Origin of the sequence: Pseudomonas sp. 13B_3.2_Bac1, from assembly GCF_025466205.1 — a bacterium.
Classification (GTDB): Bacteria; Pseudomonadota; Gammaproteobacteria; order Pseudomonadales; family Pseudomonadaceae; genus Aquipseudomonas; species Aquipseudomonas fluorescens_H.
This window is the reverse complement of sequence record NZ_JANLOG010000014.1, coordinates 1-15942: the sequence shown is the minus strand read 5'-3', so window position 1 is coordinate 15942 and position 15942 is coordinate 1. Positions and strand designations below refer to the sequence as shown.

The 15942-nt window shown below is 62.2% G+C and carries 11 protein-coding genes and 1 pseudogene; 7 read left to right on the top strand and 5 right to left on the bottom strand.

What is annotated here, in order from left to right; translation table 11 throughout:
- Nucleotides 1–195 precede the first annotated feature (195 nt).
- Nucleotides 196–1095, bottom strand: a complete 900-nt coding sequence (locus NTD85_RS02400; RefSeq protein WP_262141334.1) for a bestrophin family protein — start codon at nucleotides 1093–1095, stop codon at nucleotides 196–198.
- A 36-nt stretch (nucleotides 1096–1131) separates the two neighbouring features.
- Nucleotides 1132–2130: a GTP 3',8-cyclase MoaA gene (moaA, locus tag NTD85_RS02395; RefSeq protein WP_262141333.1), complete on the bottom strand. Its 999-nt coding sequence runs from the start codon at nucleotides 2128–2130 to the stop codon at nucleotides 1132–1134.
- A gap of 354 nt (nucleotides 2131–2484) precedes the next feature.
- Here moaA and NTD85_RS02390 point away from each other — a divergent pair, with 354 nt between their 5' ends.
- Both NTD85_RS02390 and NTD85_RS02385 read left to right on the top strand, forming a co-directional pair.
- The gene (locus tag NTD85_RS02390) at nucleotides 2485–4809 is read left to right on the top strand and encodes an FdhF/YdeP family oxidoreductase (RefSeq protein WP_262141332.1); all 2325 of its coding nucleotides are present in this window, start codon (nucleotides 2485–2487) and stop codon (nucleotides 4807–4809) included.
- A gap of 106 nt (nucleotides 4810–4915) precedes the next feature.
- A pseudogene (locus tag NTD85_RS02385) lies at nucleotides 4916–5644 on the top strand (cytochrome ubiquinol oxidase subunit I); the annotation flags it as partial.
- A 635-nt stretch (nucleotides 5645–6279) separates the two neighbouring features.
- Here the strand turns inward: NTD85_RS02385 and NTD85_RS02380 are convergent.
- A complete protein-coding gene (locus NTD85_RS02380) occupies nucleotides 6280–7131 on the bottom strand; it encodes a CAP domain-containing protein (RefSeq protein WP_262141331.1) in 852 nt (283 codons plus the stop codon).
- Nucleotides 7132–7330: 199 nt separating this feature from the next.
- Between NTD85_RS02380 and NTD85_RS02375 the strand changes: the two genes are divergently transcribed.
- Nucleotides 7331–7951 carry a cell wall hydrolase gene (locus NTD85_RS02375; protein WP_103486544.1) on the top strand — a complete coding sequence of 207 codons (621 nt, stop codon included), beginning with the start codon at nucleotides 7331–7333 and terminating at the stop codon, nucleotides 7949–7951.
- On the opposite strand, the gene NTD85_RS02370 is transcribed toward NTD85_RS02375, so the two are convergent.
- On the bottom strand, nucleotides 7948–8835 hold the full coding sequence (locus NTD85_RS02370; protein WP_262141335.1) for a LysR family transcriptional regulator: 888 nt from the start codon (nucleotides 8833–8835) through the stop codon (nucleotides 7948–7950). The two genes, NTD85_RS02375 and NTD85_RS02370, sit on opposite strands and share 4 nt — an antisense overlap.
- Nucleotides 8836–8936: 101 nt before the next feature.
- On the opposite strand from NTD85_RS02370, the gene NTD85_RS02365 reads away from it, so the two are divergent.
- A complete protein-coding gene (locus NTD85_RS02365) occupies nucleotides 8937–10325 on the top strand; it encodes an MFS transporter (RefSeq protein ID WP_262141330.1) in 1389 nt (462 codons plus the stop codon).
- On the opposite strand, the gene NTD85_RS02360 is transcribed toward NTD85_RS02365, so the two are convergent.
- Nucleotides 10273–10986, bottom strand: coding sequence for a murein L,D-transpeptidase catalytic domain family protein (locus tag NTD85_RS02360; protein ID WP_262141329.1), 714 nt, complete (start codon nucleotides 10984–10986; stop codon nucleotides 10273–10275). The two genes, NTD85_RS02365 and NTD85_RS02360, sit on opposite strands and share 53 nt — an antisense overlap.
- A 149-nt stretch (nucleotides 10987–11135) precedes the next feature.
- Here NTD85_RS02360 and NTD85_RS02355 point away from each other — a divergent pair, with 149 nt between their 5' ends.
- The 3 genes from NTD85_RS02355 (at nucleotide 11136) to NTD85_RS02345 (ending at nucleotide 15879) form a co-directional block, all read left to right on the top strand.
- Complete coding sequence (locus tag NTD85_RS02355) at nucleotides 11136–12752, top strand: murein L,D-transpeptidase (protein WP_262141328.1); 1617 nt, start codon at nucleotides 11136–11138, stop codon at nucleotides 12750–12752.
- 515 nt (nucleotides 12753–13267) lie between these two features.
- Nucleotides 13268–14176: a glutaminase B gene (glsB, locus tag NTD85_RS02350; RefSeq protein WP_003226050.1), complete on the top strand. Its 909-nt coding sequence runs from the start codon at nucleotides 13268–13270 to the stop codon at nucleotides 14174–14176.
- A gap of 200 nt (nucleotides 14177–14376) precedes the next feature.
- Nucleotides 14377–15879: an aldehyde dehydrogenase family protein gene (locus NTD85_RS02345; protein ID WP_262141327.1), complete on the top strand. Its 1503-nt coding sequence runs from the start codon at nucleotides 14377–14379 to the stop codon at nucleotides 15877–15879.
- Nucleotides 15880–15942 lie beyond the last annotated feature (63 nt).

Here is a 15942-nt window from a genome sequence, read left to right as displayed (position 1 = left end):
CCAACCCCCCCCCCCCCCCACACCCCCCCCCCCCCCCCGCTCCCACATTTGGATGTGTGATGATCAGCCATTCTGCGGGGTGTACCTCAAACCTGTAGGAGTGAGCCTGCTCGCGATGACGGCGGCACAGTCAACATCTTCACTGACTGGTCGACCGCTATCGCGAGCAGGCTCACTCCTACAGAGGGAACGAGCTCAGCTCAGCACATAGTCCACCGGCAGCAGCATCGGTGGCAGGTCTGTCTCCCCCAGCTCGGAGAGGATGTCGCGCTCGATAGTGCGCACCAGCGAGTCGGTCGCCAGGTCGTTTTCATCGCGGCCGAACGGGTCTTCCAGCTCATCGGCAATCGCATCCAGACCAAAGAACGTGTAGCTCACGATCGCCGTGAACAATGGGGTCAGCCAGCCCAGTGGTTCGGCCATGGCGAAGGGCAGCAGGATGCAGAACAGGTAGATCGTGCGATGCAGCAGCAAGGTGTAGGGGAAGGGTAGCGGAGTGTTTTTGATCCGCTCGCACACCGCTTGCGCCTGGGTCAGGCTGGTCAGGTGATTGGCCAGCAGCATGTAACGCCACTCGCTCAGTTCACCGCTTTGATGCAGGTCGGAACACTGCTGGCCGACCTGCTGCAGAATCCGCCCGCTGTAGTCCGGCACCTGCGGATCGTGTTGCGGGGAGATCCACGCACGGCTGGCTGCCGCTTCGCTTTCCCGGCGCAATCGCGCATTCAGCGAGTGGGCGAAACCGCAGAGGTTGAGCAGTAACGGCTTGCGTTGTACCGACTCACGGATGACATGGGTCTCGCGAATCACCGAACGAATGTGCACCAGCACATCGCCCCAGGCCTTGCGCGCTTCATACCAGCGGTCATAGCAGGCGTTGTTGCGAAAATTCATGAAGATCGACAGCGACAGCCCAAGCAAGGTGAACGGCGTGGCGTTGACCTTGGTGAAGTTGCTCGGGTGGAGGATTTCAATCAGGACGATGGCCGAGGCCAGCAGGGTGACCATCAAGGTGCGCAGGGCGATACGTTTGGCAATCGAACCCTTGAGGGTGAAGAGGATGGCGAATTGGTTGACCTTGGGTCTGATGATCATGCTGGGCGATCCCGATTACGCAGGGTGAGGGCGGTTTCAACCGCCGGTCATGTTCATGAAGCGCACGACCTGCACGTCGTCGTTCACTTCGAAATTGTGCCTGTACGGCTTGAGTTTCATTGCCTCGATAATGGCTTTCTCCAGCCGCTGCGGTTGCCCCGGATGAGCGCGCAGCACGGCTTTCAGATCCACCGCATGCTCGTTACCCAGACACAGTAGCAGGCGCCCTTCGACGGTCAGCCGCACCCGGTTGCAGGTGCCGCAAAAATTGTGGCTGTGCGGCGAGATGAAACCCAGACGAATGTCCGGTGCTTCGGCCAGCCGCCAGTAGCGCGACGGGCCCTGGGTCGACTCGGCGGAGTCGATCAGGGTGTAGCGCTCGGCGATCTTCGCGCGCACCTGGGCGCTGGAGAAAAACGACTCCGCGCGGCTGTGTTCGCTGATGATCCCCAGCGGCATTTCCTCGATGAAGGAGACGTCGAGCTGGCGGTCGATGGCGAAGCTCACCAGATCGTTGATCTCCTGATCGTTGCGCCCCTGCATCACCACCACGTTGAGTTTAGTGCGGGTGAAACCGGCCTTGCGCGCCGCATCGATGCCGCTGATCACCTGCGCCAGATCACCGGTGCGGGTCATCTGTCTGAAGCGCTCCGGGTCGAGGCTGTCGAGGCTGATGTTCAGCCGCTTGACCCCGGCGTCGAACAGCGGCGCGGCGAGTTTGCCCAGCTGCGAGCCATTGGTGGTCAGGCACAGCTCACGCAGGCCGGGCAGGGCGGCAATCTGCTCGCACAGCTTGACCACGCCCGGACGGATCAGCGGCTCGCCGCCGGTCAGGCGAATCTTGCGCGTGCCCAACGCCACGAAGCTCTGCGCCAGTTGATAGATCTCCTCCAGCGTCAGCACTTGCTGGCGTGGCAGAAACTGCATGTCCTCGGCCATGCAATACACGCAGCGGAAGTCGCAGCGGTCGGTGACCGACATGCGCAGATAGTCGACGCGGCGGTTGTAACCATCGATCAAGACACGCTCTGACATGACAGCCTCGCAGGAGTGAGAAGTCCGCATTAACGGACCAGGTTGACGCAGGTTATGGGCAACTTCACAGGACGTCCAATCACTGTTTGTGAACGCTTGATTGAGCGCGTCGATGATCAATTGTTTTTTCTTGAAAGTTGCCGCTTTAGTTTCGCAAGGCCCTGTAAATAAAGGGTTTTTCAGCTTGATAGAGGGTTTCGATAAAGTGGTCATAAATAGCGATTAGACAATATTTTGTATCGGTTCATATCCTTGCCCCGGCAAATGAAACGACCGCTTTTTACTGTTGAAAGACGGTCGGATATTTAACCGAGATCAGGTTCATGCCTGTGTGCATCGTCATGGAGATGTCCCATGTCACAAGTCGACCGTTACAAACCTTACAAGGGGGCCGCTGCCGGTTGGGGCGCTGTGATCAGCCTGACCAAGAGTTGGCTGAGCAGTGAAAACGCCCTGAAAAACATCCGCGCCATGCTCAAGACCAACCAGAACGGCGGCTTCGACTGCCCGGGCTGCGCCTGGGGTGAAGCGCCCGGTGCGAGCATGCTCAAGTTCTGCGAGAACGGCGCCAAAGCGGTGAACTGGGAGGCGACCGGGCGTTTGGTCGACCCGGCGTTCTTCAACAAGTACACGGTGTCGAGCCTGGCCGAACAGAGCGACTACTGGCTGGAATATCAGGGGCGTCTGACCCACCCGATGCGCTACGACGCGCGGGTCGACCGCTACGTGGAAATCAGTTGGGAAGACGCGTTCGCGCTGATCGCCGAACACCTCAAGGGCCTGAAATCGCCGCACGAGGCCGAGTTCTACACCTCGGGCCGGGCCAGCAACGAAGCGGCGTTTCTCTATCAGTTGTTCGTCCGTGCCTACGGCACCAACAATTTCCCGGACTGCTCGAACATGTGCCACGAAGCCAGTGCGGTGAGCATGGGCGAGACGCTGGGCGTGGGCAAGGGCACCGTGGTCTACGAGGATTTGCATCACGCCGACGCGATTTTCGTCATCGGTCAGAACCCGGGCACCAACCACCCGCGCATGCTCGAACCGCTGCGTGAAGCGGTGAAACGTGGCGCGCAAGTGGTCTGCATCAACCCGCTGAAAGAGCGTGGCCTGGAACGTTTCCAGAACCCGCAGAACCCGCTCGAGATGCTCAGCAACGGCTGGGAAGCGACGAACACCGCGTACTTCCGCCCGGCGCTGGGTGGCGACATGGCGATGATCCGCGGCATGGTCAAATTCCTCCTGCAGTGGGAGCGTGAAGCCCAGGTCTCGGGCGGCGAGCCGGTGTTCGATCACGCCTTTATTGCCGAACACACCTCGGGTCTGGACAGCTACCTGGCAGAAGTCGACGCCACGACCTGGGAGCACATCCTCGAGCAGTCCGGCGTGCCGTTGCACGACATCGAACTGGCCGCGCGCATGTATGGCCGCGCCAAAAGCGTGATCATGTGCTGGGCCATGGGCCTGACCCAACATGTGCACTCGGTGCCGACCCTGCAGGAGGTCATCAACCTGCAACTGTTGCGCGGCAACGTTGGCCGTCCGGGCGCCGGTCTGTCGCCGGTGCGCGGACACAGTAACGTGCAGGGCGACCGCACCATGGGCATCAACGAACTGGCGCCGAAGGAGCTGATGGACGCCCTGGAAAAACGCTTCAACTTCAAAGTGCCGCGCATGCACGGGCACAACACGGTGATGGCGATTGGCGCGATGGAACGTGGCGAAGCCAAGGTGTTTATCGGTCTGGGCGGCAACTTCGCCCAAGCCACGCCGGACACCCCGCGCACCCACGAAGCGATGCGCAAACTCGACCTGACCGTGCACATCTCGACCAAGCTCAACCGCAGCCATCTGGTCACCGGTCGCGACGCGTTGATCCTGCCGTGCCTCGGCCGTACCGACATCGACATCCAGGCCGAAGGCCCGCAAGGCGTGACGGTGGAGGACACCTTCAGCATGGTGCATTTGTCGTTCGGTCAGTTGAAACCGAAGTCGGCGCATTTGAAATCCGAGCCGGCGATCATTGCCGGAATCGCCGCCGCGACATTGGGCAAACACCCGATCGACTGGGAATGGGCGGTGGGCGACTACGGGCGCATCCGCAACCTGATCGCGGACGTGATTCCGGGCTTCGAGAACTTCAACGAGAAACTGTTGATCCCGGGTGGTTTCCACCTCGGCAACGATGCCTCGGACCGCGTCTGGAACACCGAGTCCGGCAAAGCCCAGTTCACCCCGTGCGTGCTGCCGGAGCACTTGATCAGCGAAGGCGTGCGCAACCTGGCGGTCAAACCGGATCTGATCCTGCAGACCATGCGTTCCCACGATCAGTACAACACCACGCTGTACGGCCTCGACGATCGTTATCGCGGGGTCTACGGCATGCGCGACGTGATCTTCGCCAACGAACAGGACATCCAGCGACTCGGTTTCGAACCGGGGCAGAAGGTCGATCTGGTGGCGCTGTGGGATGACGAGCGCGAGCGTCGGGTCAGCGGGTTCACCCTGATCGCCTACGACATTCCGCCCGGTCAGGCCGCGGCGTACTACCCGGAAACCAATCCGCTGGTGCCGCTGGAAAGCTACGGCGACCGGACCTACACGCCGACCTCGAAATTCGTCGCGATTCGCCTCGAAGCGGCCAAGGTCAGCAACCTGATCCCGTCATCGGTGGCGTAACCCGCTACCGATAAAAACACTGGCAATTTGACTGGCTGCAGGCGTTCGCGCCTGGCGGTGGCCCGGGTTCGTGCTGCCGCTTTTCAGCCTGGATGAGGACATCATCATGCTCAACATGGAGGCACTGGACCTGGCGCGAATTCAATTCGCGTTCACGGTTTCGTTCCACATTATCTTCCCGGCGATCACCATCGGCCTGGCGAGTTTCCTCGCGGTACTCGAAGGCCTGTGGCTGAAAACCCGTAACGACACCTACCGTGATCTCTACCATTTCTGGTCGAAGATCTTTGCCGTCAACTTCGGCATGGGCGTGGTCTCGGGGCTGGTCATGGCCTACCAGTTCGGTACCAACTGGAGCGGCTTTTCCGACTTTGCCGGGAGCATCACCGGGCCGTTGCTGACCTATGAGGTGCTGACTGCGTTCTTCCTTGAAGCCGGTTTCCTCGGGGTCATGCTGTTCGGCTGGAACCGCGTCGGCCGTGGCTTGCACTTCTTTGCCACGGTGATGGTCGCCATCGGCACGCTGATTTCAACGTTCTGGATTCTCGCTTCCAACAGCTGGATGCAGACCCCGCAGGGTTTCGAAATCGTCGACGGGCGGGTGATGCCGCTGGACTGGCTGGCGATCGTGTTCAACCCGTCGTTCCCGTTCCGACTGGCGCACATGGCGATTGCCGCGTTTGTCGCAACGTCGTTCTTCGTCGGTGCGTCGGCGGCCTGGCATTTGCTGCGCGGCAACAACACCGCGCCGGTGCGCAAGATGTTTTCCATGGCGTTGTGGATGGCACTGATCGTGGCGCCAATTCAGGCCGTGGTCGGTGACGCCCATGGCTTGCCAGCGATGGCGATAGGTCAGACGACATCGATGGTTGACTGTGCTGGCCTCATCGCTGGCAGGCCAGCTCCCACAGGGGATGGGGATTGATTGGAAGAGGTGAGAACACTGCCGATTATTGTGGGAGCTGGCCTGCCAGCGATGGCGGTGGGGCAGTCGATATCGATGTTGACTGTGCTGGCCTCATCGATGGCAGGCCAGCTCCCACAGGGGATGGGGATTGATTGGAAGAGGTGAGAACACTGCCAATTATTGTGGGAGCTGGCTTGCCAGCGATGGCGATAGGTCCGACGACATCGATGTTGACTGTGCAGGCCTCATCGCAGGCAAGCCAGCTCCCACAGAGGATGGGGATTGATTGGAAGAGATGAGAACACTGCCGATTATTGTGGGAGCTGGCTTGCCAGCGATGGCGATAGGTCAGACGACATCGATGGTTGACTGTGCCGGCCTCATCGCTGGCAGGCCAGCTCCCACAGGGGATGGGGATTGATTGGAAGAGGTGAGAACACTGCCGATTATTGTGGGAGCTGGCTTGCCAGCGATGGCGATGGGGCAGTCGATATCGATGTTGACTGTGCTGGCCTCATCGCTGGCAAGCCAGCTCCCACAGGGAACACTAGTGTTTTTGGGAGTTACTGCGCCCCAAACATCGCCGTCCAGTAGATCCCGGCGCTGCTCTTTGGATCGGTCGCGTAGGCGGCGCCGAGTTCTTTGTATTGCGGGTTCATCAGGTTGGCGCAGTGGCCGGGGCTGGCGAGCCAGCCGTCGATGACCTTGCGCACGGTGTCTTGGCCGGCAGCAATGTTCTCGCCGACCAGTTGCCCGCCGTAGCCGGCCAGTTCGGCGCGGTCGCCCGGGGTGCGGCCGTCGCGGTCCTTGTGGTCGAAGTAGTTGTTGTTGGCCATGTCGCGGCTGTGATCCTGGGCGATCGTGCCCAGGCTCGCGTTCCAGGCCAATGGCCCGGCTGCAGCAAAGGCTTGCCCGCCGCATTGGCGTGGCTGGGCGCGGGCCACGTTGACCTGCTCGAGTAACTTCTGGCCTTCAGCCTGCGCATCACCGAGCTTCGCCGAGAGCAACGGTCGCGCCAGCACGATCCGCCAGTCGCGATCGGCGCGGCTGACCCCGACATCGACGAACTGCGGGTCCAGCACCACCTGACAGAAACTTTCCTCAATCGCCTTCATCGCCGATGCCGCATCCCGTGGGCCGTTGAGCGTAATCGCCTGCACATTGACCATCGGGTAACTGGCGCTGGCCATGGCCTGTTGCAGATCGACCGCACCGCTGGCCGGCAGTCTCAGCCGTGGGTCGGCCGACAGCGGTGGCAGTTCGTTGGACGCCTGGCTGCCGCAGCGCTGCGGCTGACTGCGATAGTTGTTGATCGACTCGATCAGTTGCGACTCGTCGGCAGCCATGGCCGAGGCGGCCACGACCAGGCCCACGGACAGCGTGGCAAAACGCAAGACGGATGGCATGAAGCGCATGGAAATCTCCCTTGAGCTGAGTGCGCTCATGATGCGCGAAATGGCCCGGGGGAATGCAATGTCTTTTTCTTTACCGAGCGGATTTTTCTGCGGAACGTTACTGCGGTATTTGCCGTCTACACTCTCCGAAGGCCCCGGGAACCGGGCGTCTCCCCCACGAAATACCTTGCCCGGAACGGGCGCTGCCGGAAGAACTGACATGGGATTGAAATGGTTGGCTGGCTGTTTCGCATTAACCCTTATGGCCGGCGTTGTGAACGCCACCGATCAGACCCCGATCAAGGCCAAGGCCGAAGAGAAAGCCCAGGTGCTGGAAGAAAAAGCCGCCGATAAAGTCAGCGCCGCACCGGCACCCAAATCCGAAGCGATCACCCCCACTGAAGTACAAGCCGTGGACCCCGCCGGCACCGCGCCGCTGGACGATCCGATCACCTGCCTGGCACGCAGTATCTACTGGGAAGCCAAGGGTCGCGACACCCCGGAAATGGAGGCGGTGGCCAATGTGGTGATGAACCGCCTGGGGCACGATGGCTTTCCAGGCACCGTGTGCGAAGTGGTCAAACAAGGTTCGGAAACCAAGAGCTGCCAGTTTTCCTGGTGGTGCGATGGCAAGGCGGATCAGGTCAAGGAAGACGCTGAATACACCCTGGCCAAGGATATCGCCGGCAAGGCGCTCAACCGCCAACTGCCGGATCGCACCCATGGTGCGCTGTACTTTCATGATCGCAACGTGCATCCCGGCTGGGCCAAGGAATACAAAAAGACCGCCGAAGTCGGCAAATTCCTCTTCTATAAACCGGCCGGTGGTGATGCGCGCTAGACGCAGACTTCCCGTACACAATTGCGCAGCCAGCGGTGCGCCGGGTCGGCGTCCATGCGCGGGTGCCAGAGCATCGACACGCTGATCGGCGGCATCCTGAAGGGCAGGGCGAAACTGTGCAGGCCCATGCGCAGCTTGCTGGTGTGACGCTCCGGGACGGTGGCGATCAGGTCCGATTCGCGGACCAGCGTCAGCGCCGCCGAAAAGCCGCCGAATGAAGTGACGATATCTCGGGTCAGTCCTGCGGCGAGCAGCGCCTCGTCGACCGGGCCGCTGCTGCGCCCGCGTCGTGAGATGAGAATGTGCTGGCCGCCGGCAAAGCGTTTGCTGCTGATCTTGCCCGAACTCAATGGATGGCCTTCGCGCACCACACCGATCCACTGATCCTCAAACAGGATGCGGCTGTGTAGCGCCGGATCGGTGCTGTCGTCGACCACACCGGTCTCCAGATCGACCCGGCCTTCGCGCAGCGGTGTGCTGTCCTTGTCGGCTTTTTGCACAAAGCGCAGACGCACGCCGGGGGCCTCTTCAGCAATGCGCGCGAGCAGCGCGGCGGCAAAGGTTTCGACAAAACCGTCGGTGTTGCGCAAGGTGAAGGTGCGTTGCAACTGGCCGGGATCGAGCACTTCGGCGGGGCGCAACACCGCCTCGGCTTCCTGCACCAGAGCGCTGACCCGTTCGCGCAACTCCAGCGCACGCGGGGTCGGCACCAGACCTCGGCCGGCGCGCACCAGCAGCGGATCGCCGGTGGTCTCGCGCAATCGGGCCAGGGCGCGGCTCATCGCTGACGGGCTCAACCGCAGAATGTGCGCGGCACGCGCGACGCTGCCTTCGCGCAACAACACGTCGAGGGTGATCAACAGGTTCAGATCCGGGGCGCTCATGACATGGCGTTCCATGCAGGTATCAAGTGCAAAGCATGCGTCTTGCGCCTTGCCTTGTCGAGACTCAGGCTATGCCGTCTGACCATCAGATGGAGCGCCCGATGCCCCGAACTCCCTTGAACACTCAAACCCGCTGGGCGCTGACCAGTCTGGCCCTGTCGATGTTGATGCCGTCACTGGACACCAGCATCGCCAACGCCGGGTTACCGACTCTGGCGGCAGCGTTCGATGCGACGTTTCAACAGGTGCAGTGGATCGTGCTGGCGTACCTGCTGGCGGTCACCACATTGATCGTCAGTGTCGGGCGCCTGGGCGATGTGTTCGGGCGGCGACGACTGCTGCTGATCGGCATCGGCATTTTCACCAGTGCTTCGTTGTGCTGCGCGTTGGCTCCGGGGCTGAGCTGGTTGATTGGCGCACGGGCGGTGCAGGGCCTTGGCGCAGCGATCATGTTTGCCTTGACCGTGGCGCTGGTGGCGGATGCAGTGCCCAAGACAAGGGCGGGCAGTGCGATGGGTTTGCTCGCCACCATGTCGGCCACCGGCACCAGCCTCGGGCCGTCGCTGGGTGGCCTGCTGATCGCGCATGTCGGCTGGCCGTCGATCTTTGTCCTCAACGTGCCATTGGGCTTGCTCAATGCGTGGCTGGTTTATCGCTATCTGCCGGCGGATCGGCCGACGCGGTCGAGGGTGGCGTTTGATTATCTCGGCACTGCGGTGTTGGTTTTGACCCTGGCGGTCTACGCGCTGGCGATGACACTGGAGGGTTTCACCCTGATATTGCTGCTGCTCAGCCTGTGCGGCGCAGGCCTGTTTATCGCGGTCGAAATGAAAGCCAAGGCGCCGCTGATTCGTCTGTCGTTGTTCGCCGACTCGCGACTGGGCAGCAGCCTCGCGCTGACGTTGCTGGTGACGACGGTGATGATGACCACGCTGGTGGTCGGGCCGTTTTACCTGAGCCGTGGACTGGGACTGGGCAGCACCGTGGTCGGTCTGGCGTTGTCCGTCGGGCCGCTGCTGGCGGCGTGCGGCGGGGTGCCGGCCGGGCGTCTGGTGGATCGCTTTGGCGCACGGCGGGTGGTGCCGGGGGCGTTGCTCGGGATGGTTGGTGGTTGCAGTTTGTTGGCGCTGTTGCCGATGAGTTTCGGTCTGCCGGCGTATCTGCTGCCGATGGCGCTGATCGCCAGCAGTTACGCGTTGTTCCAGGCAGCGAACAATACCGGGTTGATGGCGACGGTCAGTCAGGATCAGCGCGGCGTGGTCTCGGCCTTGCTCGGGCTGTCGCGCAATCTGGGCTTGATCACCGGCGCGGCAGTCATGGGGGCGGTGTTTGCGCTGGCCACGGGAGACCCGACGCAAGCCCCGGCCGAGGTGATCGGCCGCGGCTTGCACAGCACGTTTGGTGTTGCAGCCGCGCTGATGATCATGGCCCTTATCGTCAACTGGCGTGGGTACTCAAGATACTCGCCACCTGCTGTGGCTGGCAGTTGAGGTACGGCGAGGACTTCAGCCAGTGCTGGTCCGGGTACCAGGAGAACATGAACTGGCCGTCCTTGAGTTTGTCGATCACCTGTCTTGCCACTTGCGGGCGTACCGCCGGGCAACCCTGACTGCGACCGATACGGCCCTGACGTTTACTCCATAACGGGTTCACGTAGTCGGCGGCGTGGATCACGATGGCGCGGTCGCGAGCCATGTCATTGAAACCCGGCTCCAGACCGTCCATACGCAGCGAATAACCGTGGGTGCCCTTGTAGCTTTCCTGTGTGCGGAACAGGCCGAGGCTGGACTGGTAACTGCCTTCGCGGTTGGAGAACTGGGTAGCGAAGTTTTCCCCGGAATTGGACCCGTGGGCGACCAGGTCACGCAGCACCAGCTTCTGTCTGCTCAAATCGAAGATCCACAGCCGGCGGGCGGTGGAGGGCTGCGAATAGTCGATGATCGCCAGGTGGCGGGAAGGTTTCGCGCCGTTGTTGATCGCACATTGCATAGCGTTCAAGGCACCTTTCAGCGCCTGGGGATTGAGTTCCGGCGCGGCGTGCGCGAGGCTGGTCAAGAGAACCGGCGATGGCTTGCCGGCGGCGAAAGCTGGGCTGCTCACGACGACGAGAGTCGCAGTGGCCAGCAGAAGTCGGCGCAAAAACGTCAACATTTATAAAGTGTCCTCACTTGCTACTTATTTGGCACTTTGGCTCCTGACTCCCAGTCATACCCACAGACCCCTGATTCGGGCCTGACTGTTCAGCGCACCTGATGTAAGGTTGACCGTCATTGAGGCGGCCACGGATTGGAGTAAAGCAGTTGTTCAAAAAGTACGCATGCTACTTGAGCATTTGTTTGCTCGCTGCGCCGTTTGTCGCTTGTGCCGAGGAGCCGCTGCCGCCGTTGCAGACCCTGCCGACGCCACCGGCGCCAATGCCGGTTGAGCCGCAGAGTCCGCTGCAAGCGGTGCTGATCGGTTTGCCGCAGGCGTGCCCGGCGATTGCCGCGCATCTGAACGGCCCGGCGCTGTCGCAACTGCAAGCGTTCTACCAGCAGCAGGACTGGCTGCCGGTGTGGGCCAGCGAGACAGGGCGCTTGCCGGTCTTGCGCGCACAGTTGCAGCTGTTGGCCGATGATGGGCTCGATCCAAAGCGCTATCCGGTAGCGGCCAACCCGCCGCAGGATGGCGAATTGTGTGCCGATATCGACATCAGTCGTTCTTACCTGCAAGCACTGCAGGACCTGCATTACGGTCGTCTGCTGCAGTCACATTTCGAGCCGCTGTGGCATGCCGATGAGGCCCCGCGTGATCGGCAGGCCGAATTACTCGCGATCGCCGTACCCGGCCTGCATGACATCAAGGCCGCTTTCGATCTGGCCCGTCCGCATCTGGCGCAATACCAAAGCCTGCGCCATCTCTACGCCAGTCAACGGCTGCAAGCCTTGCCGCACTGGCAGTCGGTGGGCAACGGCCCGTTGTTGCGTCCGGCGATGGAAGACAAGCGCGTTCCGGAACTGGCCCGACGGTTGTACAGCGAAGGCTATCTGACCCACGCCATCGGTACGCCCGGCAATGCCTATGACGGTGTGCTGGTAGAGGCGGTGAAGAGCTTCCAGGCCAACCATTCGCTGCAGGCTGACGGGGTGGTCGGGCCGGGGACGATTGCCGAACTCAACATCACTCCGCTGACGCGCCGTGAACAATTGCGGGTCAACCTCGAACGCTTTCGCTGGCTGGCCCAGGACATGGAGCCCAACGGCTTGCTGGTCAACGTTGCTGCCGCCGAGCTGACGCTGTATGAGGGGGGAGTGCCGGTCTGGCAGACCCGCACCCAGGTCGGGCGTGCCGAACGGCAGACCCCGCTGCTCAAATCCCGGGTCACGCGCCTGACCCTGAACCCGACCTGGACCGTGCCGCCGACCATCTGGAAGGAAGACAAACTGCCGGCGATCCGCAAGGATCAGACCTTTCTCAGCCGCCAGAACCTGCAAGTGCTCGACGCCCATGGTCAGCCGTTGGCTGCAGCGGATATCGACTGGGACAATCCCGGCAACATCATGCTGCGCCAGGACGCCGGGCCGCGAAATCCGCTGGGGCAACTGGTGATCCGCTTCCCCAACCCGTTCGCGGTGTACCTGCACGACACGCCGAGCAAGGCGCTGTTTGACAAGGGGCCGCGCGCATTCAGCTCCGGCTGCGTGCGGGTCGAGCACCCGATGCAACTGCGTGACCTGCTGCTGACCCCGGCGGAACGCACGCGCACCGACACCTTGCTCGCCACCGGCAGCACCCACGAATTCCGCCTGTCGGCACCGGTGCCGATCCTGATGACTTACTGGACGGCACAGGTCGGCAAGGATGGGCAGGTGCGTTATTCGCCGGATATCTACAGCCGCGACAGTGCGCTGCTCGCCGGTCTCGACGGCGCCCACTGAGTTCCGGATTTGCAGCAGCCCCCCCCCTGTGGGAGCGGGCTTGCTCGCGAAAGCGTCAGTTCAGTCAACATCAATGCTGACTGTACCGGCCCCTTCGTGAGCAAGCTCACTCCCACACTTGATCGTGGCCAGCCCTGAATCCTTCATCCACCACAGCCCCAGTGGGAGCGAGCTTGCTCGCGAAAGCGTCAGGTCAGCCAACATCAATGCTGACTGTGCCGACCCCTGCGTGAGCAAGCCCACTCCCACACTTGATCGTGGCCAGCCCTGAATCCTTCATCCACCACAGCCCCAGTGGGAGCGAGCTTGCTCGCGAAAGCGTCAGGTCAGCCAACATCAATGCTGACTGTGCCGACCCCTTCGTGAGCAAGCTCACTCCCACACTTGATCGTGGCCAGCCCTGAATCTTTCATCTACCACAGTCCCCTGTGATAGCCAGTGTGATTCGTGGCAGTTGCGCAGCGTCTAGCCCCAGTGTCCCCGCAATCCCATGGGGCGAGACTTCGGAACCCGGCATGCAAGCGCTGTTGAACGAGATTCTTGACGCTGTCCGGCCCCTGATCGGGCAGGGCAAGGTGGCTGACTACATTCCCGCCCTCGGCACCGTGCCGGCCAATCAGCTGGGCATTGCGGTGTATGGCAACGACGGCGAAATGTATTGCGCCGGCGACGCCGAGACGCCGTTCTCGGTACAGAGTATTTCCAAGGTGTTCAGCCTGGTGCAGGCAATCGAGCATTCCGGCGAGGCGATCTGGGAGCGCCTGGGGCACGAGCCGTCCGGCCAGCCGTTCAACTCGCTGGTGCAACTGGAGTTCGAACGCGGGCGTCCGCGCAATCCGTTCATCAATGCCGGGGCGCTGGTGATCTGCGACATCAATCAGTCGCGATTCGCCGCGCCGGCCTTGTCGATGCGTGACTTCGTGCGGCGCCTGTCGGGCAATCCGCAGGTGATCGTCGACGGCAAGGTCGCCGAATCCGAATACCAGCATCGCGCCCGCAATGCGGCCATGGCGTACCTGATGCAATCGTTCGGCAACTTCCACAACGATGTCGAAGCGGTGCTGCGCAGCTACTTCAGCCACTGCGCGTTGCGCATGAACTGCATCGATCTGGCCCGGGCGTTCTGCTTCCTCGCCAACGACGGTTTCTGCAAGCACAGCGGCGAACAGATCCTGACCCGGCGCCAGACCCAGCAGGTCAACTCGATCATGGCCACCAGCGGCCTGTACGACGAGGCCGGCAACTTCGCCTACCGCGTCGGTCTGCCGGGCAAGAGCGGGGTCGGCGGCGGGATCGTCGCGGTGGTGCCCGGGCAGTTCACGGTGTGCGTGTGGTCGCCGGAACTCAACGCCGCCGGCAACTCGCTGGCGGGGATGGCGGCGCTGGAGATGCTCAGTTCGCGGATTGGCTGGTCGGTGTTCTGACCTGATCTTCCAAACACCACGAAACCTGTGGGAGCGGGCTTGCTCGCGAAGAGGCCAGCACATTCAATATCCATGTTGATGGTGCCGACGCCTTCGCGAGCAAGCCCGCTCCCACAGGGTTGGTGGTGTTTGTAGAAGGTGTGTTTCAGCGCAGAATCCGCTACATTTTCCGGCCGCCCCTCATATGGTGAATCCGCTTCATGTCTCTTGCGCTCGAACGTCTAGTCGCTGGCACGCCGATCCCTTTCGCTGGTAACCGCGTGACCGTGGTCAGCCCCGAACTGGCGGCACGGTTTCAGCCCGGTGACCACCTGCTGGTCGAGCAGGTGAGTGGCGAGCTGTTGCTGATTCCGGTGGTCGATCAACAAGCGGCTGCGGTGGCAATCGAGCGTGCTGAAGCGGCATTCACTGCATTGTCGGCAGTGTCCGACGAAGCCATCAGTCGCTTCTTCGACCTGTTCGCGCAACGCCTGGAAACCCCGGAATGCTGGACCTTGATCGAAGCCGCGAACCTGGCCGACATCGAGCGAGCCAAGGCCCGTGGTCGCTCGACCACCCGACTGCTCGCCGACGAGCGCATGCGCCGCGACATGATCGCCGGTCTGCGCGCCTGGCGTGATGCGCCGGCCACGCGCGGCAAAGTCATCAGCTGCGTGGAACACGACGGCTGGAAGGTCGAGCAAGTGGTGTCGCCGCTGGGCATCGTCGCCTTCGTGTTCGAAGGACGACCGAATGTGTTCGCCGATGCCGCCGGCGTACTGCGCACTGGCAACACCGCAGTGCTGCGCATTGGCAGCGACGCGTTGGGCACCGCGCAAGCGATCGTCACTCACGCGCTGAACCCGGCGCTGGCCGATGCTGGTTTGCCGGCGGGTGCGGTGTCGCTGGTGGAAAGTGTCAATCACGCGGCCGGGTGGGCGATGTTTGCCGACCGGCGTCTGTCGCTGGCGGTGGCCCGGGGTTCGGGGCGTGCGGTCAGCCAGTTGGGCAGCATCGCCCAGCAGGCGGGCACGGCGGTCAGCCTGCATGGCACCGGCGGCGCCTGGTTGGTTGCCGATCGTGATGCCGATGCCACACGTTTTGCCGCCGTGGTGCGCAATTCGCTGGATCGCAAAGTCTGCAACACCCTGAACGTCTGCCTGATTCACCGCGAGCGCGCCGCCGAACTGGTGCCGCTGTTCCTCGATGCGCTGAAGCAGGCCGGCAATGCACGCGGGCAGGGCTGCAAATTGCACATCGTCGCAGGCAGCGAGAATTGCCTGCCGGCCGAGTGGCAGAACGCGACGGTCGAGGTCTATCGCGCCGAGGGTTATCAGACCGAAGCCCTGGCCGAAGCGCTGGCTGAATCAGAGCTGGGCCGCGAGTGGGAGTGGGAAGAAACCCCGGAAGTCAGCCTGATGATCGTCGACGATCTGGATCAGGCGATCACGTTGTTCAACCGCTACAGCCCGCAGTTCACGGTGTCGCTGATCAGCGAGGATGCTGGCGCTCAGGAACGCTTTTACAACGCGGTGAACGCTCCGTTTGTGGGCAATGGGATTACCCGCTGGGTCGATGGGCAGTACGCGTTGAACAAGCCGGAACTGGGTCTTTCGAACTGGGAGAGCGGGCGCTTGTTTGCGCGCAGTGCGATTCTTTCGGGGGATGGGGTGTTTACGGTGCGGAGTCGTATGACTCAGATCGACCTCACCGTAAAACGCTGACGCTGATCCTGAAGTAGCCACCTGCCTCTGTAGGAGCTGCCGAAGGCTGCGATCTTTTGTTCC

Excerpts from the sequence above, each read along its gene's own strand:
- NTD85_RS02375 (WP_103486544.1), top strand. The coding sequence starts at position 7,331 with ATGGGATTGAAATGGTTGGCTGGCTGTTTCGCATTAACCCTTATGGCC.
- NTD85_RS02390 (WP_262141332.1), top strand. The coding sequence starts at position 2,485 with ATGTCACAAGTCGACCGTTACAAACCTTACAAGGGGGCCGCTGCCGGT.
- NTD85_RS02345 (WP_262141327.1), top strand. The coding sequence starts at position 14,377 with ATGTCTCTTGCGCTCGAACGTCTAGTCGCTGGCACGCCGATCCCTTTC.
- moaA (WP_262141333.1), bottom strand. The coding sequence starts at position 2,130 with ATGTCAGAGCGTGTCTTGATCGATGGTTACAACCGCCGCGTCGACTAT.
- NTD85_RS02370 (WP_262141335.1), bottom strand. The coding sequence starts at position 8,835 with ATGAGCGCCCCGGATCTGAACCTGTTGATCACCCTCGACGTGTTGTTG.
- NTD85_RS02360 (WP_262141329.1), bottom strand. The coding sequence starts at position 10,986 with ATGTTGACGTTTTTGCGCCGACTTCTGCTGGCCACTGCGACTCTCGTC.
- NTD85_RS02380 (WP_262141331.1), bottom strand. The coding sequence starts at position 7,131 with ATGCGCTTCATGCCATCCGTCTTGCGTTTTGCCACGCTGTCCGTGGGC.
- NTD85_RS02400 (WP_262141334.1), bottom strand. The coding sequence starts at position 1,095 with ATGATCATCAGACCCAAGGTCAACCAATTCGCCATCCTCTTCACCCTC.
- NTD85_RS02365 (WP_262141330.1), top strand. The coding sequence starts at position 8,937 with ATGCCCCGAACTCCCTTGAACACTCAAACCCGCTGGGCGCTGACCAGT.
- glsB (WP_003226050.1), top strand. The coding sequence starts at position 13,268 with ATGCAAGCGCTGTTGAACGAGATTCTTGACGCTGTCCGGCCCCTGATC.